The sequence below is a fragment of the Lelliottia sp. genome, from assembly GCF_045627565.1.
Classification (GTDB): Bacteria; Pseudomonadota; Gammaproteobacteria; order Enterobacterales; family Enterobacteriaceae; genus Enterobacter.
The window spans coordinates 82,288-107,192 of sequence record NZ_JAZQNX010000023.1 but is presented as its reverse complement, the minus strand read 5'-3'; the positions used below and the strand labels follow the sequence as shown (position 1 = coordinate 107,192).

The 24,905-nt window shown below is 53.5% G+C and carries 20 protein-coding genes and 2 pseudogenes; 15 read left to right on the top strand and 7 right to left on the bottom strand.

Annotation, left to right across the window (positions count from 1 at the left end; genetic code table 11):
* Positions 1 to 4 precede the first annotated feature (4 nt).
* A complete protein-coding gene (locus tag ACKI5T_RS12770) occupies positions 5 to 1,387 on the bottom strand; it encodes an SrfA family protein (protein WP_407437898.1) in 1,383 nt (460 codons plus the stop codon).
* 283 nt (positions 1,388 to 1,670) lie between these two features.
* On the opposite strand from ACKI5T_RS12770, the gene ACKI5T_RS12765 reads away from it, so the two are divergent.
* Positions 1,671 to 3,269, top strand: coding sequence for an ABC transporter substrate-binding protein (locus ACKI5T_RS12765; RefSeq protein WP_407437896.1), 1,599 nt, complete (start codon positions 1,671 to 1,673; stop codon positions 3,267 to 3,269).
* 50 nt (positions 3,270 to 3,319) lie between these two features.
* On the top strand, positions 3,320 to 3,553 hold the full coding sequence (locus ACKI5T_RS12760) for a YdcY family protein (protein WP_012017496.1): 234 nt from the start codon (positions 3,320 to 3,322) through the stop codon (positions 3,551 to 3,553).
* Positions 3,554 to 3,556: 3 nt separating this feature from the next.
* On the opposite strand, the gene ACKI5T_RS12755 is transcribed toward ACKI5T_RS12760, so the two are convergent.
* Positions 3,557 to 4,006 carry a DMT family transporter gene (locus tag ACKI5T_RS12755; RefSeq protein ID WP_407437894.1) on the bottom strand — a complete coding sequence of 150 codons (450 nt, stop codon included), beginning with the start codon at positions 4,004 to 4,006 and terminating at the stop codon, positions 3,557 to 3,559.
* Positions 4,006 to 4,521 (bottom strand): GNAT family N-acetyltransferase, encoded by a 516-nt coding sequence (locus ACKI5T_RS12750; protein ID WP_407437893.1) that lies wholly within the window; start codon positions 4,519 to 4,521, stop codon positions 4,006 to 4,008. The genes ACKI5T_RS12755 and ACKI5T_RS12750 overlap by 1 nt, the downstream gene beginning before the upstream one ends.
* 148 nt (positions 4,522 to 4,669) lie before the next feature.
* Here ACKI5T_RS12750 and ACKI5T_RS12745 point away from each other — a divergent pair, with 148 nt between their 5' ends.
* The 4 genes from ACKI5T_RS12745 to ACKI5T_RS12730 all read left to right on the top strand — a co-directional run bounded on the left by ACKI5T_RS12745 (position 4,670) and on the right by ACKI5T_RS12730 (position 8,999).
* The gene (locus ACKI5T_RS12745) at positions 4,670 to 5,245 is read left to right on the top strand and encodes a helix-turn-helix domain-containing protein (protein ID WP_407437891.1); all 576 of its coding nucleotides are present in this window, start codon (positions 4,670 to 4,672) and stop codon (positions 5,243 to 5,245) included.
* A gap of 65 nt (positions 5,246 to 5,310) precedes the next feature.
* Positions 5,311 to 6,351 (top strand): NADP-dependent oxidoreductase, encoded by a 1,041-nt coding sequence (locus ACKI5T_RS12740; protein ID WP_407437890.1) that lies wholly within the window; start codon positions 5,311 to 5,313, stop codon positions 6,349 to 6,351.
* 254 nt (positions 6,352 to 6,605) lie between these two features.
* Positions 6,606 to 7,274: a GntR family transcriptional regulator gene (locus ACKI5T_RS12735; RefSeq protein ID WP_407437975.1), complete on the top strand. Its 669-nt coding sequence runs from the start codon at positions 6,606 to 6,608 to the stop codon at positions 7,272 to 7,274.
* Positions 7,275 to 7,460: 186 nt separating this feature from the next.
* Complete coding sequence (locus ACKI5T_RS12730) at positions 7,461 to 8,999, top strand: methyl-accepting chemotaxis protein (RefSeq protein WP_407437888.1); 1,539 nt, start codon at positions 7,461 to 7,463, stop codon at positions 8,997 to 8,999.
* 37 nt (positions 9,000 to 9,036) lie between these two features.
* Here the strand turns inward: ACKI5T_RS12730 and pqqU are convergent, their stop codons facing one another.
* A complete protein-coding gene (pqqU, locus tag ACKI5T_RS12725) occupies positions 9,037 to 11,151 on the bottom strand; it encodes a TonB-dependent receptor PqqU (protein ID WP_407437886.1) in 2,115 nt (704 codons plus the stop codon).
* Positions 11,152 to 11,417: 266 nt separating this feature from the next.
* Between pqqU and ACKI5T_RS12720 the strand changes: the two genes are divergently transcribed.
* Positions 11,418 to 12,479 carry a YncE family protein gene (locus ACKI5T_RS12720; protein WP_407437884.1) on the top strand — a complete coding sequence of 354 codons (1,062 nt, stop codon included), beginning with the start codon at positions 11,418 to 11,420 and terminating at the stop codon, positions 12,477 to 12,479.
* 64 nt (positions 12,480 to 12,543) lie between these two features.
* Here the strand turns inward: ACKI5T_RS12720 and ansP are convergent, their stop codons facing one another.
* Together ansP and ACKI5T_RS12710 are read right to left on the bottom strand one after the other, a co-directional pair.
* Positions 12,544 to 14,040 carry an L-asparagine permease gene (ansP, locus tag ACKI5T_RS12715; RefSeq protein WP_407437882.1) on the bottom strand — a complete coding sequence of 499 codons (1,497 nt, stop codon included), beginning with the start codon at positions 14,038 to 14,040 and terminating at the stop codon, positions 12,544 to 12,546.
* 295 nt (positions 14,041 to 14,335) lie between these two features.
* Positions 14,336 to 15,255: pseudogene (locus ACKI5T_RS12710) on the bottom strand (LysR family transcriptional regulator).
* Positions 15,256 to 15,364: 109 nt separating this feature from the next.
* On the opposite strand from ACKI5T_RS12710, the gene ACKI5T_RS12705 reads away from it, so the two are divergent.
* The gene (locus ACKI5T_RS12705) at positions 15,365 to 15,763 is read left to right on the top strand and encodes a cupin domain-containing protein (protein WP_407437880.1); all 399 of its coding nucleotides are present in this window, start codon (positions 15,365 to 15,367) and stop codon (positions 15,761 to 15,763) included.
* Here the strand turns inward: ACKI5T_RS12705 and ACKI5T_RS12700 are convergent.
* The gene (locus tag ACKI5T_RS12700) at positions 15,760 to 17,295 is read right to left on the bottom strand and encodes a methyl-accepting chemotaxis protein (RefSeq protein ID WP_407437878.1); all 1,536 of its coding nucleotides are present in this window, start codon (positions 17,293 to 17,295) and stop codon (positions 15,760 to 15,762) included. The genes ACKI5T_RS12705 and ACKI5T_RS12700 overlap by 4 nt on opposite strands.
* A 350-nt stretch (positions 17,296 to 17,645) precedes the next feature.
* Here ACKI5T_RS12700 and ACKI5T_RS12695 point away from each other — a divergent pair, with 350 nt between their 5' ends.
* From ACKI5T_RS12695 to ACKI5T_RS12665, 7 genes and pseudogenes are all read left to right on the top strand, one after another.
* Positions 17,646 to 18,185, top strand: a complete 540-nt coding sequence (locus ACKI5T_RS12695) for an AAA family ATPase (protein WP_407437876.1) — start codon at positions 17,646 to 17,648, stop codon at positions 18,183 to 18,185.
* 110 nt (positions 18,186 to 18,295) lie between these two features.
* On the top strand, positions 18,296 to 19,297 hold the full coding sequence (locus ACKI5T_RS12690; RefSeq protein ID WP_407437875.1) for an LLM class flavin-dependent oxidoreductase: 1,002 nt from the start codon (positions 18,296 to 18,298) through the stop codon (positions 19,295 to 19,297).
* Complete coding sequence (locus tag ACKI5T_RS12685; protein ID WP_407437873.1) at positions 19,294 to 20,415, top strand: amidohydrolase; 1,122 nt, start codon at positions 19,294 to 19,296, stop codon at positions 20,413 to 20,415. Before ACKI5T_RS12690 ends, ACKI5T_RS12685 begins: the two co-directional genes overlap by 4 nt.
* 16 nt (positions 20,416 to 20,431) lie before the next feature.
* Positions 20,432 to 22,693: pseudogene (locus ACKI5T_RS12680) on the top strand (NtaA/DmoA family FMN-dependent monooxygenase).
* A 10-nt stretch (positions 22,694 to 22,703) separates the two neighbouring features.
* Positions 22,704 to 23,213, top strand: a complete 510-nt coding sequence (locus ACKI5T_RS12675) for a GNAT family N-acetyltransferase (RefSeq protein WP_407437871.1) — start codon at positions 22,704 to 22,706, stop codon at positions 23,211 to 23,213.
* A 9-nt stretch (positions 23,214 to 23,222) separates the two neighbouring features.
* Positions 23,223 to 24,143: an amino acid ABC transporter permease gene (locus ACKI5T_RS12670; protein WP_407437869.1), complete on the top strand. Its 921-nt coding sequence runs from the start codon at positions 23,223 to 23,225 to the stop codon at positions 24,141 to 24,143.
* On the top strand, positions 24,127 to 24,900 hold the full coding sequence (locus ACKI5T_RS12665; protein WP_407437867.1) for an amino acid ABC transporter ATP-binding protein: 774 nt from the start codon (positions 24,127 to 24,129) through the stop codon (positions 24,898 to 24,900). The genes ACKI5T_RS12670 and ACKI5T_RS12665 overlap by 17 nt, the downstream gene beginning before the upstream one ends.
* The last annotated feature ends 5 nt before the right edge of the window (positions 24,901 to 24,905 follow it).

Below are 24,905 nucleotides of genomic sequence, written 5' to 3'. Positions count from 1 at the left end.
AGAATCAGGCACCTGCTTTCTTGAACGTCAGCGGAACGACGGTTTTGGCATCATAACGGGCAGTACATTCTGCCACGTCGTTAGTCCCTGCTTTACAGGCAATCTCTGGCATCGGGTAGCGAGAACCATCCGAGCAGCGCGCGTTGCCGCGACTTTTAATCATCAGCTCGCCGTTACTGTGCAGCCCCGAGAAAATGTCCGTTCGGCAAACAACATTATCGCCGTGAACCACACGCGCCGTGCCTTTATTGTTCTGAATTTGATAACGCATTGACGGCGGTTTGCCAGTAATTGGGTCTTTTACGTCAAGCAGTGCGCGCCAGGTCCCGTTGAGGAATTTGGTCGAACCGGTTTTCACCTGCATGGCGTCCATCACCAGTGCATCTTTTGGAATGGCTGAAATGATCACTGCTTCTTCTACCGGCGCGGGCGTCACGGCGGGCGCGGCAACAGGCAAAATTTCGGCCTGATGGAGCGGCAGATTCATGGCGATTTCGGCTACTGGCTGCACCGGTTTTGGCGCGATAGCCACCGGCGCAGGCGCAGGTGTTGGAACAGGAACGGCTGACGGTGCCGCTTTCGGCCACAGCAGTGGTGCCGCGACCGCGGCGACAATCACCGCCGCAACCGGCAAGGTCCAGAGTGGAACGCGGCGCTTTTTCGTCACGGCTGCCGGTTCAGGATGAGCGGGTGCAGTCGGCTCACTCGTTGCTAATTTAGCAGGCTGTGCATCGTACAAATCATCTTCCGTAACGCGAAGCACCGCCGTGGTCACAGGCGCTGGCACAACGGCTGGCGCAGGTGTGGGGGCAATCAGCGGAGCGTCCGCTTCTTCAAAGGTCACCACTGGGAGCTGTTCCGGCTCTGGCTCTTCCTCGATCGGAGAAGGCATTGGTTCAGGCGCGAGTGATTCGCGCAGGCAATCCAGAACATCCTCGCGCGCGTTCTCATTGAGGTTTACAAAACCCCAAAACGCGATAACGGGCTTGCCTTCAATCAGGAAAATGAAATTTTCACCGGGGAACTGGAATGCTTTGGAAAGCAGAGACCCGAAGAGCTGCTGCGCAGTTTTAGGCGACTGAAGGCTCTTTTTGCTCAGCGATTCAACGCTGGAGATCGTGTTTTCCAGGTAGCGCAGGGCGCGGAAGCGCGCGTCTTCGTCGGCGGCGCTCCAGCCGGTGACCGCGCCATCCACGGGAGAATACCAGTCAACGCGATCGCCGCCGTCGTTAACTTGCGGAATGGCCAGACAATCGACGATCGCCTGTTGTTTGCGCAGGCGAAGCGCCTCACGGATTTGCAATGCTGATTCAAATACGGCCTGACCGCCGCCGCCAACGGCCTGAAAATCATCCAGATTGCCGCTGCGTAAAAGTGTTTTTGCCACGATTTGGTCCTGTAGACTTTTTCACGCCTCTACTTTAACGACATCGGAGGGCAAGCAAACGGGCGAAGAGACGCCAAAAGGGGCGATTTCTTAACGCATAGAAAATGACGGTAGTACTTGACGAACAATGGCACTTAAGGCAAATCAATACGCGGGTAGTGGCGAGAAAATCAGCGAAATTATCTGCTTTAGAATAACCTGATAGTGTTTCGTTATTTGCCACTGTTCCGTCCCTGTGCTGTTATTAGCCCTCTATATAATAAAATTGAAAAGGCTTATAACCATGTCTACAGGGAAAACGCTGCTCGCATTAGCGCTGAGCACACTGTTACCGGCAAGTGCTGCGTGGGCGGCAAAAAGCGATACCATTATTTATTGCTCTGAAGCCTCACCAGAGTCGTTTAACCCGCAAATTGCCAGTTCAGGCCCGTCATTCGTCGCCAGCTCGCAGGTGCTTTATAACCGTTTGATCAACTTTGATCCGGTGAAAAATACACCGGTTCCTTCCCTGGCAGAGTCCTGGACTATTTCACCCGACGGCAAAACCTATACTTTTGCCCTGCGTAAAGGGGTGAAATTCAATAGCAACAAATTCTTCAAACCGACGCGCGATTTTAACGCCGATGACGTTATTTTCTCGGTGATGCGTCAGAAAGACCCTAAACATCCGTACCATAATGTGTCGAAGGGCAACTACGAATACTTCAACGATGTCGGCCTGGATAAACTGATTCATGACGTTAAAAAGGTCGATGATTATCACGTTCAGTTTGTATTAACCGAACCGAATGCGGCGTTCCTGGCGGACTGGGGAATGGACTTTGCTTCGATTCTGTCTGCGGAATATGCGGACGTGATGCTGAAAAAAGGCACGCCGGACAACGTGGATACCTGGCCTATCGGTACAGGCCCTTATGTGCTGCAACAGTACAAAGTCGATTCACTGATCCGCTATATCGCGAACCCAAATTACTGGGATGGCGAAGTGCCGACCAAGCACCTGATTTTCTCCATCACGCCAAACGTCGAAACCCGCCTGGCGAAGCTGCAAACCAACGAATGTCAGATCATTCCTGCGCCATCACCGGTGCAGTTTGATGTGATCAAGAAGAATAAAGATCTGGCGCTGCACTCTGTCGATGCGCTGAACGTCGGCTATCTGGCGTTTAATACCGAGAAAAAACCGTTTGATAACGTGCTGGTACGCCAGGCGCTTAACTATGCCACGGACAAAAAAGCGATCGTGAACGCCGTCTTTATGGGCTCCGGTACGGTGGCGAAGTCACCGATTCCGCCAAATATGATGGGCTATGACAAAGAGTTGAAGGACTACAGCTACGATCCTGAGAAGGCGAAAGCGCTGCTGAAGCAGGCTGGGCTTGAGCAGGGCGCGGAAGTGACGTTGTGGTCAATGCCGGTTCAACGCCCTTACAACCCAAATTCCCGCCGTATCGCGGAGATGATCCAAAACGACTGGGCGAAAGTGGGTGTGAAGGCGAAAATTGTCTCCTATGAGTGGGGCGAATACTTGTCTGGCATGCGTAAAGGCGAGCATGATTCTGCGCTGTTTGGCTGGATGTCCGATAACGGCGATCCAGATAATTTTGCGGATGTGCTGCTGGGCTGTAACAGCATCAAAACCGGCTCAAATGCCGCGCGCTGGTGCGATAAGGGATACAATGAACTGGTGCAGAAAGCGAAGTTGACCAGTGACCCGGCCGCACGTGCCAAGCTCTACGGTCAGGCGCAGGAAATTTTCTACCAGCAAGCGCCGTGGATTGCGCTGGCGAACGGCAAAACCTTCTTCGCCACGCGCAGCAACGTGACGGGTTATAGCGTCAGCCTGATGGGCAGCGATTTCTCGAAAGCGAAGCTGAACTAATGAACATGTCCTCTCCCGAAAGGGAGAGGAAAGATACATAAGGAGTGACAATGTCACATCTGGATGAAGTGACGGCGCGTGTGGATGCCGCTGTGGAAGAAAGTGTTATTACGCATATGAATGAATTGTTGGTTGAGTTGAGCGAGGACGCGGAACTCAGCCGTGAAGATCGTTATACCCAGCAGCAGCGCCTGCGCAACGCCATTGCCCATCACGGCAAGCATTACAAAGAAGATGCCGAAGCGCGACAGGAGCAGCTCACCAAAGGCGGTACCATCCTGTAAAGTTTAAAACTGGCGTCGGGCAACCAGCCAGGCGCCAATCACCAGTAAAACTGCACCGCAAATCGGGCCGATCAGCGCACGCAGGGGGATTCCCTGACTTTTCAGCACGTCCATCACCAGCCCGCCAATCAACTGACTGGCCACCAGTACCGCAATTGTCGTGGCTGCTCCAACGTACTGGTAACCACTGATACTCGCGAAGACAAAAAACGATCCCAGTAAACCAGGAATCAACGTCCACCAGCGAATCGTCGACGCCAGTTCGCTGAATCCCGACACGCCATTTTTAATCAGCAAAATACTGACGAACAGCACAATGCCGACCAGCGAATTCAGCAGCATCGCGATCAAAATGGTGGAAGATGACTGGGTGATGCGCACCATCAGCGTATTTTGCACCACCAGACCAATCCCGGCGGCGACCAGAAAGACCAGCGTCAATGACTGATTCATCAGATCGAGTCCGGGTCGATGCGCTCGTCAAGCTGAAGCTGCATAAAGGTGAGATCCAGCCAGCGGCCAAATTTGGTCCCGACCTGCGGCATTTGCCCGGTAATCACAAATCCGAGCGTCTTATGCAGGTGAATTGAGCCGTGATTTTGTGCCTCAATTCCCGCAACCATAACGTGTTTGCCGATGTTTCGCGCTTCACCAATCAGCGCTTTCATCAGCTCACGGCCAATTCCTTTGCCCTGATGGTCGGGGTGAACGTAGACCGAATGTTCAACCGTATGGCGAAATCCGTCAAATGCACGCCAGTCACCAAATGACGCATAGCCCGTGACCACGCCATTTTCTTCACTGACCAGCACCGGATACCCCATCAGCGTGCGAGCTTCAAACCACGCAATGCGGTTCTCGGTATCGACGGTGGTGTCATTCCAGATAGCAGCAGTGTGCACAACGGCGTGGTTATAAATCTCGCCGATAGCGGCGCAATCTTCTTTACTGGCATGGCGGATGATCATGAGGACCTCAGGATAGAGTGTTCACTATAGTGGTACAGTTTTATCACAATATTATACAAACGACGTTGATAAACACGACAGCATAAGCCATATTTTTTTGTTATTAACAGGGCGTTGAAATCGATTTCATACACTATAGTATGACGTCATGAATACTATGCCAGACGACATGAATCACCGGATCAGTGCGCGTATCCGCCTCGAGCGCGAATCGCGCGGCTGGTCACTGAGCGAACTCGCCGAGCGGGCGGGCGTGTCTCGCGCCATGATCCACAAGATTGAACGCAGTGAAAGCAGCCCGACAGCGACGCTTCTGGCCCGTCTTTCCGGCGCGTTCGGTATCAGCATGTCGACGTTGATTGCCCGCGCGGAAATGCAAGAGGGCAAACTGCTACGCTTCGCCAATCAACCGGTCTGGCGCGATCCGCAAAGCCAGTATCTGCGACGTCATGTTTCACCGCGTACCGATTTGCCTATCGATTTGGTCCAGGTTGAGCTCCCGGCGGGCAGCGATGTGCCTATGCCCGCGTCCTCGTATGCGCTGGCGCGGCAGCTGATCTGGCTGCAATCGGGCGAACTGGTGTTCCAGGAGGGAGATACCCGCCATGAAATGCAGGCGGGGGATTGTCTGGAATTGGGGCCGCCCAACGACTGCCGTTTTATCAATGAAAGCCAGCTGCCATGCGTTTATCTGGTGGTTCGGCTGAATCAGTCTGGCTCGTAATGTTAAGGCAGTCACCGCAAACAGGGTCTAGTCTTAAAGGTCATTTGTAAAAAAAGGAGCGAACCATGAGTCAATCTGCAAAAACAAACCGTCGACTGGTGCTAGCGTCACGCCCGCACGGTGCGCCGGTTGGGGACAATTTTCGCTTAGAAGAACAATCCGTCCCTGCGCCAGCTGAAGGGCAAGTGTTGTTGCGCACCATCTGGCTGTCACTCGATCCCTACATGCGTGGTCGTATGAGCGATGCGCCGTCTTATTCTCCGCCGGTGGAAATTGACGCGGTGATGGTGGGCGGTACGGTCAGTCGCGTAGAGCAATCCAGGCACCCCGATTATAAAGAAGGCGAATGGGTGCTTAGCTACAGCGGCTGGCAGGAGTATGACCTGTCAGACGGTAAAGGACTTGTTAAGCTTGGCGAAAATCTTGAGCATCCTTCGTGGGCGCTTGGGATTCTGGGGATGCCGGGCTTTACGGCGTATATGGGACTGCTGGATATCGGTCAGCCTAAATCTGGCGAGACGTTGGTGGTCGCCGCCGCAACCGGACCGGTCGGCGCAACCGTCGGGCAAATTGGCAAAATTAAAGGCTGTCAAGTGGTCGGCGTTGCAGGCGGTGCGGAGAAATGCCGTCATGCCGTTGAGGTGCTTGGATTCGATCATTGTCTTGACCATCATGCTGATGATTTTGCGCAACAACTGGCGCAAGCATGCCCAGACGGCATTGACGTGTATTACGAAAACGTCGGCGGCAAAGTCTTTGATGCGGTGCTGCCGTTGCTCAACACCTCCGCGCGCGTGCCCGTGTGTGGCCTGGTCAGCGGCTATAACGCCACCGAACTCCCAGCAGGGCCGGATCGTTTACCGTTGCTGATGGGGACAATTCTGAAAAAACGTCTGCGCGTGCAGGGATTCATCATCGCTCAGGATTATGGTCATCGCATTGATGAATTCCAGACCGAGATGGGGCGCTGGATCAAAGAAGGCAAAATTCAGTACCGCGAACAGGTGACAGAAGGGCTGGAAAACGCACCTGAGGCATTCATCGGGCTGCTGGAAGGTAAAAACTTCGGCAAAGTCGTCATTCGCGTCGCGAACGATAATGATTGAAGCTTATATGGCGGAAATATCCGCCATAATATATTCTTAATTTTTGACTATAATGTCTTTAATAATACAAGCATAGCCATCCACTCTCTCGATAGAGTGAGATGAGCTGTGTGAATTAACATCATTTTGCATTCTTGAATTTTTTGCGACATTCCCAACACCAGGCATGAAAATACAGGATATATCTGGCGAGCACCGTTAGGGGGCAAAACGGGGCGGTGAATAGCGCTTATTTTAAGCAGAAGGAAATTAACATGCTTGATTTGGAAAACCTGGAAAAAGCACAACGTCTGAGCCTCACTATGCAGGTGGAGGTCAGTCTTAAGGGAGCGCTGATTGCTGGCGCACTTAAACCCGGTGCGAGACTTATTACAAAAGAAATTGCTGATAAATTAGGCACCAGTATCACTCCTGTGCGTGAGGCGCTGTTGCGACTGGTCTCTGCAGGCGCGTTACAAGCGACCCCCGCTCAGGCATTTTTGGTACCGGAAATCACCCTCGAACGCTACACCGAAATTAACGCCATTCGTAAACAGCTTGAAACCATGGCGGTAGCGGCAGCGTGTGAAAATATGTCTGCCAGCAAAGTACAAGAATTACGCGATCTGGCGGAGAAATTTCATGAAGCGATGCGTAACGGCAATGCACAACGCGCGTTGCATGCTAACCGCCTATTTCGCTTCAGGCTTTACGAATTTGCCCATATGCCAACGTTGACCTCGCTGATTGAACAACTTTGGGTGCGCATTGGTCCCTGTTTTAACTATCTTCATGAAGATGAACACGACATCGCGAAATACCCTTATCGTTACGATCAACTGCTGGACGATCTTGAGCGCGGTGATGTCGTTGCCTGTCAAAAAGCGATAGATAAACTGATCGATGAGTCAACGGCGCTCTTATTGCAACAATATTTTAGTTAGGGAGTTATTTAATTCAGTTTTAGTTTTATATATAAACCATCTCCATTTTTAATTATTTTCCCGGTGACGAATGTTTGCCGGGAACGTTATTTCATTTCTGTGACAGATAAGACCAGATGGCTATGCATTAACCGAAAATCCTGCCGATAAAGGATCAGGCACGTTTGCCTTTTGAGGAGCAGGAAGATGAGTTTCAGCCAACGATTACGTAATATAAAAATGAGCAGAAAGCTCGCGGCGGGGTTTGGTCTGGTATTGCTGCTGGTGGCGGTATCAACCATCATGAGCGTATTACGCTTTAAAGAAATTCGCGACGTCTATCAACAAACCAACCTTATTTATAACGTTAACATCGAAGTTTTTCAGGCCAAGATTAATCGTCTTAAATTTCTGTATAACGGAGACGAAAAATCGGGCCAGTTAATGGCGAAATACGTTAAACACGCGGCGGAAATAACAGCAGAAGCAAAAACACTGGAATGGACTCCTCAGGAAGGCGTCATTATTAATGCTATTGCCGAAAACCTGGCGCGTTTTGAAAGCAGCGTTGCCGAAATGCAAACCGCAATGGCCGCGCTTAACGCGAATAAAGACGATACAACCGCGCAGCAAGCGCTAAAAGTTGCTGAAGATAAAGTCAAAACCGCAGGTGATGACAGCAGCGCGTCTATTCGCGAAATTATTGCTCTGGTGAAAATCCATAACGACTCTCTCGCCAACAGCTCAAGCACCATTACCGCAATTGTCGGTGTCGTCGCCGTGCTGTTTGGCATACTGGTTTCATGGTGGGTGACCCGTCAGATTACCCATCCGGTCAGGCACAATCTGCAGCTGGCTGAACTGATTGCCAGTGGTGATCTGAGTTCGGATATTCACCCGCAGGGTGATGATGAACTCGGTAAATTGACGGGCGCGATGGGGCGCATGAACGACAAGCTGCGTGCTATGATTGGCGAAGTGCGTACCAGCGTCGCGCAAGTGTCGCTGGCCGCGAGTGAGATTGCCGAGGGAAATACCGATCTTTCGTCACGCACTGAGCAGCAGGCTGCCGCGGTCGTGGAAACGGCAGCCAGTATGGAAGAGTTAACGGCAACGGTGAAAAACAACGCTGATAACGCGCGCCACGCCAGCAAACTGGCCGCGGAAGCGTCACAGACCGCCACCCAGGGCGGCCGGGTGATGCGCGATGTCGTCAGCACCATGAGTGATATCAACACCAGTTCGAAGAAAATCGCCGACATTACCGCTGTGATCAACAGCATTGCTTTCCAGACCAATATTCTGGCGCTGAACGCCGCCGTCGAAGCCGCACGTGCCGGGGAACAGGGCCGAGGGTTTGCCGTCGTGGCCAGTGAAGTTCGCAGTCTTTCCCAGCGCAGTTCGCAGGCCGCGAAAGATATCGAACTGCTGATCAGTGAATCCGTCTCGCGCATTACAACGGGCAGCGATCTGGTGACCAAGGCCGGGCAAACCATGGAGCAGGTGGTGCATTCTGTCACGCGCGTGAACGATATTATGGGCGAAATTTCGTCGGCGTCTGAGGAGCAGAGCCGCGGAATTGAGCAGATATCCCGCGCCGTAATGGAACTGGACAGCACGACGCAACAGAACGCGTCTTTGGTGGGAGCATCATCTTCAGCAGCGGGAGCGCTGGAAGATCAGGCGCGCTTGCTGGAGTCACTGGTGGCGGCGTTCCGCTTAGAACAGAACGCCAGAGCCGCGTAAAAATCCCCCGGCAACACTGCGTTGCCGGGGTTTTTTATCACTCAAATCGGTATGAAACAGACATCCCTACGCCGTAGTTTCGGCCTGGGGCCGGTTCGTAATAGCGGCCATTAGACTCATTGACGATGACCGATCCGACATATTCTTTGTCGAACAGATTATCGACGCGTCCAAAGACGTCCATTCCCCAATTGCCGTAATTGAATTTGTATCCGGTATTCAGGCCAACAAGCGTATACGAAGGGGCTTTGGCGCTGTTTTCGTCATCCGCCATAATGTCACTCATATAACGAATATCAGACCCAGCGTACCAGCCTTCTTCCGGCTGCCAGCCAAATGACGCATACCCCATATTGCGCGCGATCCCCGGCATGCGGTTGCCGTTGCAATCGGCGTCAGAACAGACGTTGGTGCGATAGGTGGCATCCAGCCAGGTCCACGCCATTTTCAGCTTCCAGTTCTCGGCAAACTGCTGATCGAGAGACACTTCCACGCCCTGACGGCGCGTTTTTCCGGCGTTTTTATAGCTGGTGCGCCCGCCAGAACTGGCATCAACCACGATTTCGTCGTCAGTATCGGTACGGAATAAGGCAGCCGTCAGCAAACCGTTCCCCACGCGCGTTTTACTGCCCACTTCGTAGGTATTGTTGGTTGACGGTTTAAGCGCAAAATTCAGGCCGCTCTGGTTACCGGAGCGATACGACAGTTCGTTGATGGTCGGCGTTTCAAATCCGCGTCCCGCTGCAGCGTAAAGATTCCACGCGTCGGTCACAGAATATTTGAGCGATCCGGCCGGGAGCCATTTGTGATAGCTCGCCTCGCCGCTGTCATCACCGTTTGCGCCTTGCACGTAACGATCGTTGGAATCGAACCACACCGAGCTGTAGCGCACGCCCGCGTCCAGAGACAGTTTTTGCGTGAGCTGCCAACTGGTTTGCAGATACGGATCCACATTCCACATCAGATTACGTTCGTCGCGGCGTTTATCGCCCTTCACACCGTAATCAGGAACGCCGTTACGCATAACAAAGTTTTCGTAGCCGCGACGATCTTCGCGCATGTTTTCGTAATTTAGACCGGTCGTGACCGTTACGGGAACCAGCAGTTCACCGCGGTGCGTCCAGCGGGTATCGATACCCTGATAGTGACGCTGCATGTCGATTACGCCGCCGGAGTGGGTAGGGCGAAGCTGCGGCTGATAAGGGATCGACTGATACTGCTTCATTTCGCGCTCGCCCGCATAGGCCATCACGCTGAGATCGTCCTGCTCGCTTAGCTGACGGTCATAGCGCAAACCCGCCTGCGTTTGTTTGATGGTTTTGCGCGTGTTGTACTGATCGCCGCGCGGCGACTGACGCGGGTTGTCGCGCCACTCCTGATAATCCAGACCGCCCGGATCGTTGGCTTTCATGTCAACGCTGTTAAAGATAAGCGTCAGCTTGCTGGCATCATCAATGCGCACGCCGAGTTTCGCGTTGGCGAGATTTTTGCGCGCACCGCTGTGATCGCGATAGCCTTTGGTGGTGAAACGCGTTGTCGACACCGTGTAATCCACGTCACCGGCGTGGGTACCATCGCCCATCGCCCCCGTCGCTTTCATACCGTAACGCCAGGTGCCGTAGCTGCCGTAATAGCTGCTGGCTTCAATCGTTGGCGGTTGCTGACCCGTCTGAGTGGCGATGTTAATCACGCCGCCCGAGGCGTTTCCGTACAGCGCCGAAAACGGACCGCGCAGCACTTCGACGCTCTCAATACTGGAAAGATCGATATTAGACGTCTGTCCCTGTCCGTCCGGCATGGTGGCCGGTATACCGTCCACATACATACGGATACCGCGCACGCCAAAGGTCGAACGCGCCCCAAATCCGCGCATCGAAAGCTGTAAATCCTGGGCGTAATTCTGACGATTTTGAATCTGTAAGCCGGGCACGCTGCCGAGAGATTCCGAAAGGTTAATGCGCGGTGCGGCCTGACGCATGTCGTCCCCGTTGACCACGCTGATGGCGGCCGGAGTATCCAGTTCAGAAACGGTCTGCGGAGTCGCGCTGACGATCATCGTTTGTTCTTGTGCGGCGAGCGCAACTGCGGGGGCAAGGATGATCGGAACCCATAATAGGGAGAGCGTTGCCTGCCGGGCGGAAATGATTTTCATGAATAAAAGCCAGTTGAGAAAGTGACGAACCAAATGGAACACATGTGCGTATGGTAAATCTTTTGTAAACATTATGAAAACTTTAACAGCACATTGCGTTAATAGAAGTGTAGATAAAAAAGAGGGCGGAGAGCGAAACAGGAAACAATGACTCCACATTCACGGGAATAATGATTACTATTCTCAACAATAAACATAACGAAGCGATGACTTCGTCTCAAGGAAGCACTGTCGGCATTACACATTTTTTATCAAAGGGAGTCGTCATGTCATTACCTCATCTATGCTCGCCGCGTCTGCGTGGTTCACTGCTGTTAGGTTCTTTACTGATCGCGGGTTCGTTCAATGTTCATGCTGCAGAAGAGATGCTGCGCAAAGCAGTAGGCAAGGGCGCATACGAAATGGCCGTGAGCCAGCAGGAAAATGCCCTGTGGGTGGCCACCACGCAAAGCCGTAAAACGGACAAAGGTGGCGTGGTGTATCGTCTTGATCCTGTCACGCTCGACGTGACGCTGGCGATCCATAACGATCTGAAACCTTTCGGCGCAACCATCAACAGCAAGACGCAAACGCTGTGGTTTGGCAATACGACCAACAGCGCCGTCACGGCGATTGATGCCAAAACGGGTGAACTGAAAGGCCGTCTGGTGCTGGACGATCGTAAGCGTACCGAAACTATTAAGCCTCTCCAGCCACGCGAACTGGTGGCGGATGACACCACCAATACCGTGTACATCACCGGGGTGGGTAAAGAGAGCGTGATTTGGGTAATTGATGGTGAAACGCTGAAACTGAAAGACACCATTACGAATACCGGAACGTACAGTACCGGTCTGGCGCTGGATGCGCAGGCAAAACGGTTGTACACCACCAATGCCGACGGCGAACTGATTACGATCGACACCGCCACTCACAAAGTCATAAACCGTAAAAAAGTGCAGGACGACGGGAAAGAGCATTTTTACCTGAACCTGAGTCTGGATACCGCAGGGCAACGCGCGTTTCTGACGGATTCAAAGCAGCCGGAAGTGCTGGTGGTTAACCTGAAAGATGGTAGCGTGATGGCAAAGATCGCCGCACCAGAGTCGCTGGCCGTGCTGTTTAACCCGATCCGTAACGAAGCGTATGTGACGCACCGCGAAGCCGGTAAAGTCAGCATCATCGACACCAAAACCTATAAAGTCATCAAAACTCTTGATACGCCGGTATTCCCAAACAGTCTGGCGCTGTCACCGGATGGCAAAACGCTGTACGTGACGGTGAAGCAGAAATCGACCCGTCAGCAAGAAGCCACTCAGCCTGACGATGTGATTCGCATCGTGCTGTAATCGCACTAGCTGTAAAAGAAAAGGGAAGGCAGATGCCTTCCCTTTTTTATGGCTTGTTTAACGCTTAACGCGACGTTTCTTCAACCAGTGGGCCGTCGTGTTGGTCATCTTCGACCATCACCGGCGCAGTGCTGTGGATCTCATTCACGCGCTTACGCACGCCAAACCAGCCAAGGATCAGCAGCACCGCCAGCAGCGGGATGGTCGCAATGGTATAGGTGCCGTTCGGGTAGTCGAACGCCATCAGCACCAGAACACTGAACAGGAACAGCAGCGTCAGCCAGGAAGTGACAGGCGCGCCCGGCATCTTGAAGGCCACGTCAGCCGCTTTACCTTCTTTAATGGCTTTGCGCAGACGCATCTGGCACACCACGATAAAGGCCCAGGAGGCGATAATCCCGATGGCCGCCACGTTCAACACGATCTCGAACACCTGAGAAGGAACCAGATAGTTCAGGAACACGCCGAAAACGTAGACGACCAGCGTCGCCAGAATGCCCGCGTAAGGCACCTGCTGCTTGCTCATTTTCGACATAAATTTAGGTGCCGAGCCGCCCATCGACATGGAACGCAAAATGCGTCCTGTCGAATAGAGACCCGAGTTCAGGCTGGAGAGCGCGGCGGTCAGCACAACAATGTTCATGATGCTGCCGACGTAGGGTACGCCAAGCTTCGAGAAGAATGTCACGAACGGACTTTGCCCCGCCTGATAAGCATTCCACGGCAGCAGCAGAACCAGCAGCACCACGGAGCCAACATAGAACAGGCCGATACGCCAGATCACGCTGTTAATCGCTTTTGGCACCATGGTCTGCGGATCTTTACATTCTCCCGCGGCGGTACCGACCAGTTCGATGGACGCAAAGGCAAAGACCACGCCCTGAACCAGCACCAGCGCAGGCAGCAGGCCATGGGGGAATAATCCGCCGTTATCGGTGATTAAATGGAAGCCGGTCGCATTGCCGTCGAGCGGCTTTCCGCTGCCGAGGAACACCGTACCAACCACCAGGAAAATGACAATCGCCAGCACTTTTACCAGCGCAAACCAGAACTCCATTTCGGCGAACCACTTCACACCGATCATGTTCATGGTACCGACAATCGCCAGTGCGCCAAGGGCAAAGACCCATTGCGGTACGTCACCAAACGCGCCCCAGTAGTGCATATAAAGGGCAACTGCGGTGATATCGACTATCCCGGTCATCGCCCAGTTAACGAAATACATCCAGCCCGCGACGTAAGCGGCTTTTTCGCCCAAGAACTCACGCGCATAGGAGACAAAACTGCCGCTGGACGGGCGGTGTAACACCAGCTCGCCGAGCGCACGAAGAATGAAGAAAGAGAAAATTCCGCACACCAGATAGACCAGTGCGAGAGCAGGCCCCGCCATCTGCAGACGTGCGCCTGCACCTAAAAACAACCCTGTACCGATAGCACCGCCGATAGCAATCATCTGCACCTGACGGTTGCCCATGGCTTTGTGATATCCCTCTTCGTGAGAGTTCAACCAGCGACGTTTCGCAGCGTGATGGTCAGCTGCGTTTTTATTGCTTGTTTTCATTGAGTTACCTGTTTACCTGTCTGAATCATCTTAGGGATGTCCGTACGCTGGCAGTCTGCGAACCAAACGATTGCTTCTGCACTGGCACATGCCGCCTTTCCAGTCATTCTGCGTATGGATAAGGCAAAACATGGCGAAGCATCCTACCCGCAATCGATAAGCGAGGCAAAATATTACCAGGCTGAAAGTGATGCAAGTCGAAGGAAATCGTGTGGTCAGAGCAGAAGAGGTAAACAACGTACTGAATTATGAGTACATTTCAGACGAAGAAACCGGTTGAGGGTAAATTCATTCATCAGTTGTGCTTAATAGTTGACCACTGAGCGTTTTCATTTCGCAGTGCCTCAACCAGTAAAGTAAACGCCGTCGTGTGCTGACGACGGCTGGGGTAATAGAGATGATAACCTTCGAATGACGGGCACCATGATTCCAGCACCCGTACCAGCTGCGCGTCTGCCACCCGATCGACGACGGTGTCTTCCGGAACATAGGCCAAACCCAATCCGGCAACGGCCGCATCCAGGCGTTGCGGCAGACTGTTAACGTCAACTGACCGTCCACGCGCACGCGCACTTCACGCCCGTCTTGTTCAAATTCCCAGGCGTACAAGCCGCCAAAAGTCGGCAGACGCATATTGATACAGCGATGATTTTCCAGTGCTTCAGGCGTTTGCGGTACGCCATATTGAGCGAAATAGGCGGCTGATCCGACGACAGCCATCCGCATATCCGGGGCGATACGCACCGCAACCATATCTTTGGCGATCTGTTCCCCTAAGCGCACACCGGCATCAAAACGGCCGTCCACAATGTCTGTCAGGCCATTATCCACCGTCACTTCGATATTGATGTCGGGATAGTGCGCCATAAAGGGTTTCAGCACTGGCCACAGAACGGCTGACATGGCGTGCTCGCCAGCGCTGATACGAATATTGCCTGCGGGTCGGTCACGCCTGTCTCGCAGCGCCGTCAGTTCTTGTTCGATTTCCACTATATGCGGGGTTAAGCGCAGCAGGAGCTGTTCGCCCGCCTCGGTAGGCACGACGCTGCGGGTGGTGCGCGTAAGCAACCGCACGTCCAGACGGGCTTCAAGATTACGCATCGCGTGGCTAAGCGCGGACTGCGAAACACCAAGCTGGGCGGCGGCGCGGGTGAAACTGCGCTCTCGGGCGACCACCATAAACGACAGCAAATCGTTGAAATTGTCTTTGAGCATTTTGCCACTCCATTTATGAATTCAATTCATGGTTCCTTTCTGATTATGCTCTCTAATGCTGCGCCTGTCTTTGCGCTACTGTTAACGCACTATCCAGACAGGAGGCAGCATGAAAATTATACGCAGTGGATCATTACCGTCAGTTCGCGGGCCTGAGGCCTGGTTTAGCGGAACGGTGCGCATCGATTCCCCATTTCAGGCCACGGAACCTGCGGCTGTGGGGGGTGCGACGGTGACGTTTGAGCCAGGAGCACGCACGGCGTGGCACACCCATCCGCTGGGGCAAACGCTGATCGTGACGCAAGGGAGAGGCTGGTTGCAGGAGTGGGGGAAAGAGGCGCAGGTGCTGAATCAGGGGGATATCGCCTGGATACCCCCCAAGGTGAAACACTGGCACGGGGCCAGCTCACAGACCGCGATGACGCACATCGCCATCGCCGAATCCGTCAACGGCAGCCCGGTGGAATGGCTAGAAAAAGTGTCTGACGAAGAGTACCAGGGTCGTTAACCGCCGAAGACCGCAATCGCCTGTTGCAGACGCGTGGTGCGCTGCGTCAGGTGATTCGCTGCATTCGTCACATTATCCACCATGCCCGTATTGTTATGGGTCATCGTGCCAATACGGGAAATCGACTCGTTAATGAGCGTCAACGCCAGGGTCTGTTCCTGCGTGGCGTGACCGATCTCTTTGATAAGCGACGTCACTTGCAGCACATTGCCGATCATCGCTGTGAGATGCGTTTCGGTTTGTTCCACCATATTCACACCCGCGTTCACGCTGGCGACGTTTTTCTCAATGAGCGTTTTGATCTCTTTGGCCGCTGAAGCGGAATGCTGCGCCAGATTACGGACTTCGGCAGCGACTACCGCAAACCCGCGTCCAGCTTCGCCTGCGCGCGCGGCTTCTACCGCGGCATTAAGGGCCAGGATATTGGTCTGGAAGGCGATACGATCGATGACCCCAATGATGTCGACAATCTGACTGTTGTCTTTCGACACCGACTGCATCATGCCGATGGTTTGCTTCATGGCCGTTTCGCCGCTGTGTGCGCTGGCGCTGGTACGATCCGCCATTAAAATGGCTTCGCCTGCGGTTTGGGCGGTTTGCTGAACGGCGCTGGCAATCTCTTCCACGGCAGCGGCCGTTTGCTGCAGGTCATCCGCCGTCTCTTCAGAACGCGCCTGTAGAGAAGCTCCTTCTTTCTCGACCTGCTGACTGATCGTACTTATCCCGGCGATTTGCGTTCCGACGTCATCCACAAGCGAGCGTAAATTTAAACCTGATTGATTCACCAGACGCATCATCATGCCAATTTCATCGACGCGATCAAAATGGTAATAATCCGTTTTACGCCCGGAAACGACATGTTGCATTTGACGAACTATCGTTTTGACAGGACGACTGATCTGCGTATTAAGATAAACCCCAAGCAATAAAAAGAGCGCAACAAGTCCGCCGCTTTGCATTATCCTTTCGGGGGAGATCAAAATGATTAGTAATGATAAAAGGGCAGTCATTCCAATCCCATAGTTCACTCTTTTTGCCGTGCTGAGTTTTTTAAAAAGTGAAAGGAATGAAAATAAACCCCGGCGAACAACCAATCCTTTAAAGAAACGATGACCGTTTAATTCATTATTACGCACACGTTCGTAAAGACGTTCACTGGCTTCTATCTCTGTACGGGGTGGGATATTACGTACCGAAATGTAGCCGGTGAGCGTATCGTTCTGGTATACCGGCGTAACGTTAGCGCGAACCCAGTAATGATCGCCATTATCCCGACGGTTCTTGACAAGCCCCGTCCAGCTCTGGCCCTGCTTTAAGGTAAACCACATGTCACCAAATGCCTCAGGCGGCATATCGGGATGGCGAATCACATTGTGCGGTTCACCAATAAGATGTTCTTCTTTATAACCGCTGGCTTCAATAAAGGCAGAGTTAGCGTAGGTAATATGACTGTGTGTATTGGTGGTCGACATAAGCGTCGATTCTTCGTTAAGCAAATACTCGCTTTGTGTAACAGGAGTGTTATTTCTCATGAAAAACTCCATGGTGATGTCAAAAATATAAAAAGCCGCCCGAAAAATGTTCAGGCAAGACAAAAGTTATTGTTCTGTTTATTACGGCCTGCGCATTCTTCCACAGAATGGGGTGAACAAGAAAGAACCTAAATTAAATATATTTTATCTATTAAAGTTCTCTTATGTAATGAAATTGCAAACAAATGAATTATCTATTTTAAATGGCAAATGAAATACTCCACTTAAGCCAAATAAGCAGGTATTTATGAATGCGCGCGAAAAATTGGCTTACCGACGTGACGTTTCATTAACATTCATAAAACGTTATGATAGTTCAGTACACTTTCTGAACTCCCTCGGTCAATCTTGTGAAAATCAATCTTATCGGTACCAGCGGCAGCGGAAAAACGACGTTAGCCAGGCGGCTCGCCGCTGAATTATCCCTTCCCTATATCGAAATGGACACCTTGTACTGGCGTCCAGACTGGCAGGGTACACCAGACGATCAGTTTCTGATTACACTGGAAATTGCTCTCAGCGCCTCGCCCGACTGGGTGCTGGATGGCAATTATAACCGCACGCGAGCAGTGAAGTGGCGCGAGATCGATATCATTGTGTGGGTGGATTACGGTTTTGCTCGCACGCTCTGGCAGGCGGTATCGCGCGCGGCAAAGCGCGCCTGGTCGCAACAGGAGTTGTGGCCTGGCACGGGCAATCGTGAAAGTTTCCGCCGCTCGTTCTTTAACCGCGAGTCGGTGCTGCTGTGGACGATCAAAACCTGGCGCAGCAATCGCGTACGTTATATCGCTGATATGGAAAACCCAAAATACGCACACATCCGTTTTGTGCGCATAACATCACGTCAGGACGCCGAGAAACTCATCACAGAATTGAAGTCATCCCTTTAGCGTGGCTTTGTATTTCTGATTTTTGGCAAACCAAATGTAAATTAATTGTTTCTCAGAGGTGAAATCCCCCCTTAATAATGACGACATGTTAAGTCAAACGAGAACACAACATGTCCTGGCGAATCAGCATTCTGGATAAAAGCCCCGTCGCGGTGAATGAAACGCCTGCCGATGCGCTGGCGCGCACGTTAAGTCTGGCGAAACAGGCAGAAGCGCTCGGATTTCACCGCTTCTGGATTGCCGAACACCACAATACCGCTCAACTCGCCAGCCCGTCCCCTGAGCTGCTAATTGCCTGGATCCTGGGCCAGACAAAACGTATTCGCGTCGGTTCCGGTGGCGTGATGCTTCAGCACTACAGCCCGTATAAAGTGGCCGAAAATTTCAACGTGCTGGCCTCAATTGCGCCGGGACGCGTGGATCTGGGCGTCGGTAAAGCCCCCGGCGGGCTGCCGCTGTCAACGCGCGCGTTGCAGCAGGGCCTTAATCAACAGGAAAAGGGCACGTTTGCCGATCAACTGGCGCAGTTGAATCACTGGCTTTCACCGGTTTCCGACGTGCAGCAGGACGCCGTGCAGGCGACACCGCTGCCCACCGTGCCAGCGGAACGTTTCCTGTTGGGCGCGAGTGTCGAAAGTGCGCGTCTGGCCGCTCAGCTTGACTGGGATTTTGTCTTTGCCGCGCATCTCAATGGCGACGCGAATCTTCTGCGCGATGTGCTTAAAACCTGGCGTGAAAACAGCATCCGTCATGCCATTGTGGCGGTGCAGGCGATTGTCGCGCCGACTCAGGCGCAGGCTGATGTCCTGGCTGAAAAAGTCGAAGTGTGGGGCGTTGAGCTGGCCAACGGGCAGCGTGTCACCGTCGCCAGCGAAGAGCAGGCCTATGCTTTTGCCCGTCAGGCTGGAAGTGAGCCGTTACGCATTGCCCGCCGCGCGCAGTCGTTGATCAAAGGCACTGCCGATGCGGTGCTTGAGCAACTGGAAGCGCTGCACCAGACCTATGGAATCGATGAATTCATCATTGATACGCCTGTCGCGGATGGCAGCGCCCGCACGCAATCTCTGCGCTTGCTGGCGCAGGCAAAATTCGCCGGCGAGGTGCTGGTATGAGCCTCGGAAAACAGCTGATCGACTGGCGTCGGGAACTGCATCGCCATCCCGAGCTTTCCGGGCAAGAGGTCGAAACCACCGCGCGTCTGCGCCAGTGGCTTTCGGCGGCTGATATCAATATTTTGCCCTACGATCTGCAGACCGGAATTGTCGCCGAAATCGGCAAGGGGAGTAAGCACATTGCCCTGCGTGCGGATATCGACGCGCTACCCATTGAGGAGCGCAGCGGTGTCGCATTTAGCTCGCAAAATCCCGGCGTGATGCATGCCTGCGGGCACGACGTGCACACCAGCGTGATTCTGGGCGCCGCATTACAGCTCAAAGCCCGCGAAGCGGATCTTCAGGGACGGGTTCGGATCCTTTTCCAGCCTGCTGAGGAGAACTTTGGCGGCGCGAAAAGCCTGGTGCGCGCGGGGGCCTTGCAGGATATCAGCGCCATTTTTGGAATGCATAACGAACCCGGTTTACCGGTTGGCGCATTTGCCACGCGCGGCGGGCCGTTCTACGCCAACGTCGACAGATTCGTTTTTCGCGTCACCGGTAAAGGGGCGCATGCGGCGCGACCGCACGAAGGATCGGACGCCATCGTACTCGCCAGCCAGCTGGTAACGGCGCTGCAAAGCGTGGCGAGCCGTAACATCAACACCCTGGATTCGGTGGTGCTGAGCGTCACGCGCATCGAAGGCGGAAACACCTGGAACGTCCTGCCAGAAAGCGTTGAGCTGGAAGGCACATTACGTACCCATCGCACTGAAGTTCAACAAAATGTCAAAGCGCGCGTAGGGGAAATCGCTGCCGGATTTGGCAGCGCCTTTAATGCCCAAATTGATATCACATGGTATGCCGGGCCAACGGCGCTGGTGAATGACGAACGCTGGGCTGATTTTGCGACCTCAATTGCGCGGGAAACCGGCTACGAAACACAGCACGCGGACCTGCACATGGGCGGCGAAGATTTTGCCGTCTATTTACAGCATATTCCCGGTGCGTTTGTCAGCATTGGTAGTGCCAGTCCTTTTGGTCTGCATCATCCGGCATTTAATCCTGATGAAGCATTAATCGAACCCGCGGCACATTATTTCTCGCAGCTTGCAGAAAAAGCGCTACATCATATTTAATTATTAAGAGGTGAATATGTCTGCAACCCGACAATTGCGGCTGGGGACCATTTTACATGGTGCGTCCGGAAATATGTCTGCCTGGCGTCATCCTGCGGCGACAGCGGATGCCAGTATTAATTTTCATTTCGTTAAAGAAACGGCGTTAAAAGCAGAGGAGGGCAAGCTTGATTTCTTATTTGTTGCCGATGGACTTTATATTAATGAAAAATCCATTCCGCATTTTCTTAATCGCTTCGAGCCGCTGACCGTATTATCTGCGCTGGCGAGTTTAACGTCGCGGCTGGGATTAGTCGGTACGTTATCGACGTCCTACAGCGAACCCTTTACCGTCGCACGCCAGTTCGCCAGCCTCGATCATTTGAGCAATGGCCGCGCGGGCTGGAACGTGGTGACGTCGCCGCTGGAGGGTTCTGCAAAGAACTTCTCGCGCGAAAAGCATCCCGAGCACGCCCTACGGTATCGCATCGCCGATGAATATCTTGATGTGGTGAAGGGCCTGTGGGACTCCTGGGAAGGCGACGCTTTTGTGCGTAATAAAGACAGCGGCCAGTTCTTCAATCCTGAAAAATTACACACGCTGGATCATCACGGTGATTTCTTCCAGGTTGCTGGGCCATTAAATATTGGCCGCACGCCGCAGGGGCGTCCGATTGTCTTTCAGGCTGGCGCATCCGACGACGGGAAAAAATTAGCAGCGAAACATGCTGATGCCATATTTACCCATCACGAAACGTTAGGCGAAGCCAAAGCGTTTTATCACGACGTGAAAGAGCTGCTTGAATTACACGGACGTCGTGCTGATGAATTACATATATTCCAGGGCGTCAGCGTGATTGTCGGAAAAGATGCTGACGACGTGGAGGCGCAATATCAAAGTACCGCGGCGCTGGTATCCATAAATGATGCGTTGAATTATTTAGGGCGCTATTTCGAACACCACGATTTTAGCCAGTACCCGCTGGATGAACCGTTCCCGGATATCGGAAATTTAGGGCAAAACAGTTTTCGCAGCACTACCGATGAAATCAAACGTAACGCACGCGATCGCAACTTAACGCTGCGACAGGTCGCGCTCGAAGCCGCCTCGCCGCGCCCGCGTTTCTCCGGTACGCCGGAAGAGGTGGCCGACGGTTTGCAGCAGTGGTTTGAAGAATATGCCTCTGACGGGTTCATCATTCAGGGCGGCACACCTGACACATTCCCGCGCTTTGTCGACCAGGTCGTTCCGGTATTGCAGGCGCGTGGCCTTTTTCGCACCGAATATCCCGGCACGACGCTGCGAGAAAGTCTGGGCTTAGACCAACCCAAAAATCAGTTCACACAACAATAAGAGACACCCGCTATGCAAAAATCATCGCTCGTTCTGGCGCTCGCGCTGGCCTTTACCCCTGCCGTCTGGGCAGAGAATGTGAATATTAACGGCACAGGCGTGAGCCTCGAAGCCAATAAAACGCCTGTCAATACGGTGAAAAATCCGCAGGCCATCGCGCAGTTACCTGCCGGTTTACATCTTGCCGTACCGGGCAAATTTACGGTGGCCATCGCGGGGTTAAGTCAGCCGCCACTGACCGTTTTTGCTGATGACAACAAAACGTTGATAGGCAGCGAAGCCGATATCGCGCGTCTGGTGGCCGACAGCCTGGGGCTGGAGTTGAATATCGTCCCGACGTCCTGGGAAGACTGGCCGCTGGGGGTGACGTCCGGGAAATATGATGCCGCGATCAGCAATATTACGGTCACCAAAGAGCGCAAAGAGAAGTTCGACTTCGCCACTTACCGCAAAGATTCGCTCGGTTTTTACGTGAAATCGACCAGCCCGATCAAGCAGCTTGAGAAGGCTGAAGACATCGCAGGGCTGCGTATTATCGTCGGTTCCGGCACGAATCAGGAAGCGATCCTGCTGGCATGGGATGCCGAAAATCAGAAGAAGGGCCTCAAACCGTTTACTCCGGTTTATACCAAAGATGATGCCGCCCAAACGCTGGCGCTGCAGTCTGGCCGCGCCGATGCGTTTTTTGGTCCGAACGTTATCGGGGCGTGGAAAGCGGCGCTGACGGGTAAAACCAAGCTGGTCGGCAGCGTGGACGGCGGGTGGCCAAAAGCAGCGCATATCGCGGTGACGCTGAAAAAAGGCAGCGGTTTAGCTGAGCCGGTGCAAACGGCACTCAATGGCGTGATCAAAAACGGTGATTACGACAAAGTGCTGAACCGCTGGGGGGAAGGTGTGGAACGTATCCCGAGTTCAGAAGTGAACCCGGCGGGATTAGGCGATTAAGGAGGTCAACATGAGCGAACTTTTTCGTGACGTTTCGCCGGAGGATGCCGATCTTCAGCCCATTATTGACGGGTTATTTGGCGAGTACTCCGCCCGCTACGGCGACTATTTTTCCAAAGATGCAGAAGTGGAACTGACCGAGTGGTATCTGTCGCCGCAGGGGCTGTTTATCGTCCTGGAGCGTGACGGCAAGATCATCGCCACGGGCGCATACAAACCTTTTGATGAACACACGGCTGAAATCAAACGCATCTGGACCGACAAATCCCTGCGACAGCAGGGATTGGCCGCACGCGTGGTTCAGGAACTGGAACGCAGGGCGGTGCTGGCAGGCTACAGCCAGATCTACCTCACCACCGGTTTTCGTCAGCCGGAAGCGGTGAAACTGTATCTGAGTCAAGGCTACGCGGCCCAGTTTGATCTGCACCGGGATCCGGAAGAGTACAGCCAGCCGCCGTTTGACGGGCGGCTGCGCTTCACCAAAACACTGGTACGCGAAGCGTTCAGTAAAACCGCATGAGGAACGACGATGAACAACGTTGAAACCATCAAAGTGGTCCCGGCGCGCTATCCGTGGCGCACAGTTGGGGCAATTGCGGCACTGTTCGTGCTGGCGATCGTCGTCCAGTCGGTAGCGTTCAATCCGCGCTGGGAATGGGCCGTGTTTGCACGCTGGTTCTTCGATCCGGTGATCCTCGAAGGCGTCGGGCAGACGCTTTTACTCACGCTTATCGGCACCGTGCTGAGCGTGGTGATCGGCGGCATGTTGGCGCTGGCGCGGCTCTCATCGTCGTGGCTGCTTAGTAGCCTGGCGTGGGGATATATCTGGTTGTTCCGTTCGCTGCCGCTGATTGTGGTGCTGATTATTCTTTATAACTTCTCCTATCTGTACGACACGCTGTCGCTCGGCGTGCCGTTCACCGGCATCACATGGGGGAGTTTTGAAACCATCAACGTGCTGGGGCAATTCTCCACGGCCGTTGTGGGACTGACGCTGGTGCAAAGCGCCTACACCGCCGAAATTATTCGTGGCGGATTTTTAGGCGTCGATCACGGCCAGTATGAAGCGGCTGCTGCGCTGGGCTTACCCGCATGGCGTCGCACTTTGCGCATCATTCTGCCGCAGGCGCTTCGCACCATTTTGCCTGCCGGATTCAACGAAATTATCAGCCTCGCGAAAGGCACGGCGATGGTGTACGTCCTGGCGATGCCGGAACTTTTCTACACCATCCAGATGATCTACAACCGCACTCAGGAAGTCATTCCGCTGCTGATGGTGGGCGCCGTCTGGTATCTGGTGATCACCACCGTGTTGTCGGCTATTCAGCACATTGTTGAACGTGGGCTGGCCCGCAGCGAGCGCCGCTCGGCGGTGAATCAATCTCGTACGTCCAGCCGCGCCCGTTCCGTTACCACGACACAGGAGCCTATCCATGCCAGCCTCTCCTGAAGGACATATTTCGATTACAGGCGTCAGCAAATTCTTTGGGCGTCATAAAGCGCTCGATAATGTGTCGCTGGAGATCCCGCCGGGTTCAGTGACCGTCATTCTGGGGCCGTCAGGTTCCGGTAAATCGACGCTTTTACGCACCATTAATCACCTTGAACGGGTCGACGAAGGGTTTATCCAGATAGACGGGGACTACATTGGCTATCGCCGTCAGGGCGACAAGCTGTACGAGCTGAAAGAGAAAGAGATCCTCAAACAGCGCGTCAACGTCGGGTATGTGTTCCAGAATTTCAACCTGTTTCCGCATCTGACGGTGCTGGAGAATCTGATTGAAGCGCCGATTGCGCATAAGCAATTGAGCCGTAAAGCTGCCGTAGACAGGGCTTACAACCTGCTGGATGTGGTGGGCCTGCGGGATAAAGCCGATGCGTGGTCACGGCATTTATCCGGCGGGCAGCAGCAGCGAATCGCCATTGCGCGTGCGCTCGCCCTGCGACCGCGGGTCATGCTGTTTGATGAGCCAACGTCTGCGCTCGATCCAGAACTGGTGGGCGAGGTTCTGGATGTGATCAAAAAACTGGCGCGTTCTGGAACCACGCTGGTTGTGGTGACGCACGAAATAGGTTTTGCCCGTGAAGTGGCGGACCAGATTGTGTTCATGGTGGATGGCAAAATCGTGGAACAGGGCAGTAGCGACGAAGTGTTAAACCGACCATCGCATGCGCGAACGCGTCAGTTCCTGTCAAAAGTGCTGTAAGGAGC

Excerpts from the sequence above, each read along its gene's own strand:
- ACKI5T_RS12685 (WP_407437873.1), top strand. The coding sequence starts at position 19,294 with ATGAGCCTCGGAAAACAGCTGATCGACTGGCGTCGGGAACTGCATCGC.
- ACKI5T_RS12690 (WP_407437875.1), top strand. The coding sequence starts at position 18,296 with ATGTCCTGGCGAATCAGCATTCTGGATAAAAGCCCCGTCGCGGTGAAT.
- ACKI5T_RS12750 (WP_407437893.1), bottom strand. The coding sequence starts at position 4,521 with ATGATCATCCGCCATGCCAGTAAAGAAGATTGCGCCGCTATCGGCGAG.
- pqqU (WP_407437886.1), bottom strand. The coding sequence starts at position 11,151 with ATGAAAATCATTTCCGCCCGGCAGGCAACGCTCTCCCTATTATGGGTT.
- ACKI5T_RS12700 (WP_407437878.1), bottom strand. The coding sequence starts at position 17,295 with ATGAGAAATAACACTCCTGTTACACAAAGCGAGTATTTGCTTAACGAA.
- ACKI5T_RS12665 (WP_407437867.1), top strand. The coding sequence starts at position 24,127 with ATGCCAGCCTCTCCTGAAGGACATATTTCGATTACAGGCGTCAGCAAA.
- ACKI5T_RS12705 (WP_407437880.1), top strand. The coding sequence starts at position 15,365 with ATGAAAATTATACGCAGTGGATCATTACCGTCAGTTCGCGGGCCTGAG.
- ACKI5T_RS12765 (WP_407437896.1), top strand. The coding sequence starts at position 1,671 with ATGTCTACAGGGAAAACGCTGCTCGCATTAGCGCTGAGCACACTGTTA.
- ACKI5T_RS12755 (WP_407437894.1), bottom strand. The coding sequence starts at position 4,006 with ATGAATCAGTCATTGACGCTGGTCTTTCTGGTCGCCGCCGGGATTGGT.
- ACKI5T_RS12670 (WP_407437869.1), top strand. The coding sequence starts at position 23,223 with ATGAACAACGTTGAAACCATCAAAGTGGTCCCGGCGCGCTATCCGTGG.
- ACKI5T_RS12740 (WP_407437890.1), top strand. The coding sequence starts at position 5,311 with ATGAGTCAATCTGCAAAAACAAACCGTCGACTGGTGCTAGCGTCACGC.
- ACKI5T_RS12745 (WP_407437891.1), top strand. The coding sequence starts at position 4,670 with ATGAATACTATGCCAGACGACATGAATCACCGGATCAGTGCGCGTATC.
- ACKI5T_RS12735 (WP_407437975.1), top strand. The coding sequence starts at position 6,606 with ATGCTTGATTTGGAAAACCTGGAAAAAGCACAACGTCTGAGCCTCACT.
- ACKI5T_RS12760 (WP_012017496.1), top strand. The coding sequence starts at position 3,320 with ATGTCACATCTGGATGAAGTGACGGCGCGTGTGGATGCCGCTGTGGAA.
- ACKI5T_RS12720 (WP_407437884.1), top strand. The coding sequence starts at position 11,418 with ATGTCATTACCTCATCTATGCTCGCCGCGTCTGCGTGGTTCACTGCTG.
- ACKI5T_RS12675 (WP_407437871.1), top strand. The coding sequence starts at position 22,704 with ATGAGCGAACTTTTTCGTGACGTTTCGCCGGAGGATGCCGATCTTCAG.
- ansP (WP_407437882.1), bottom strand. The coding sequence starts at position 14,040 with ATGAAAACAAGCAATAAAAACGCAGCTGACCATCACGCTGCGAAACGT.
- ACKI5T_RS12730 (WP_407437888.1), top strand. The coding sequence starts at position 7,461 with ATGAGTTTCAGCCAACGATTACGTAATATAAAAATGAGCAGAAAGCTC.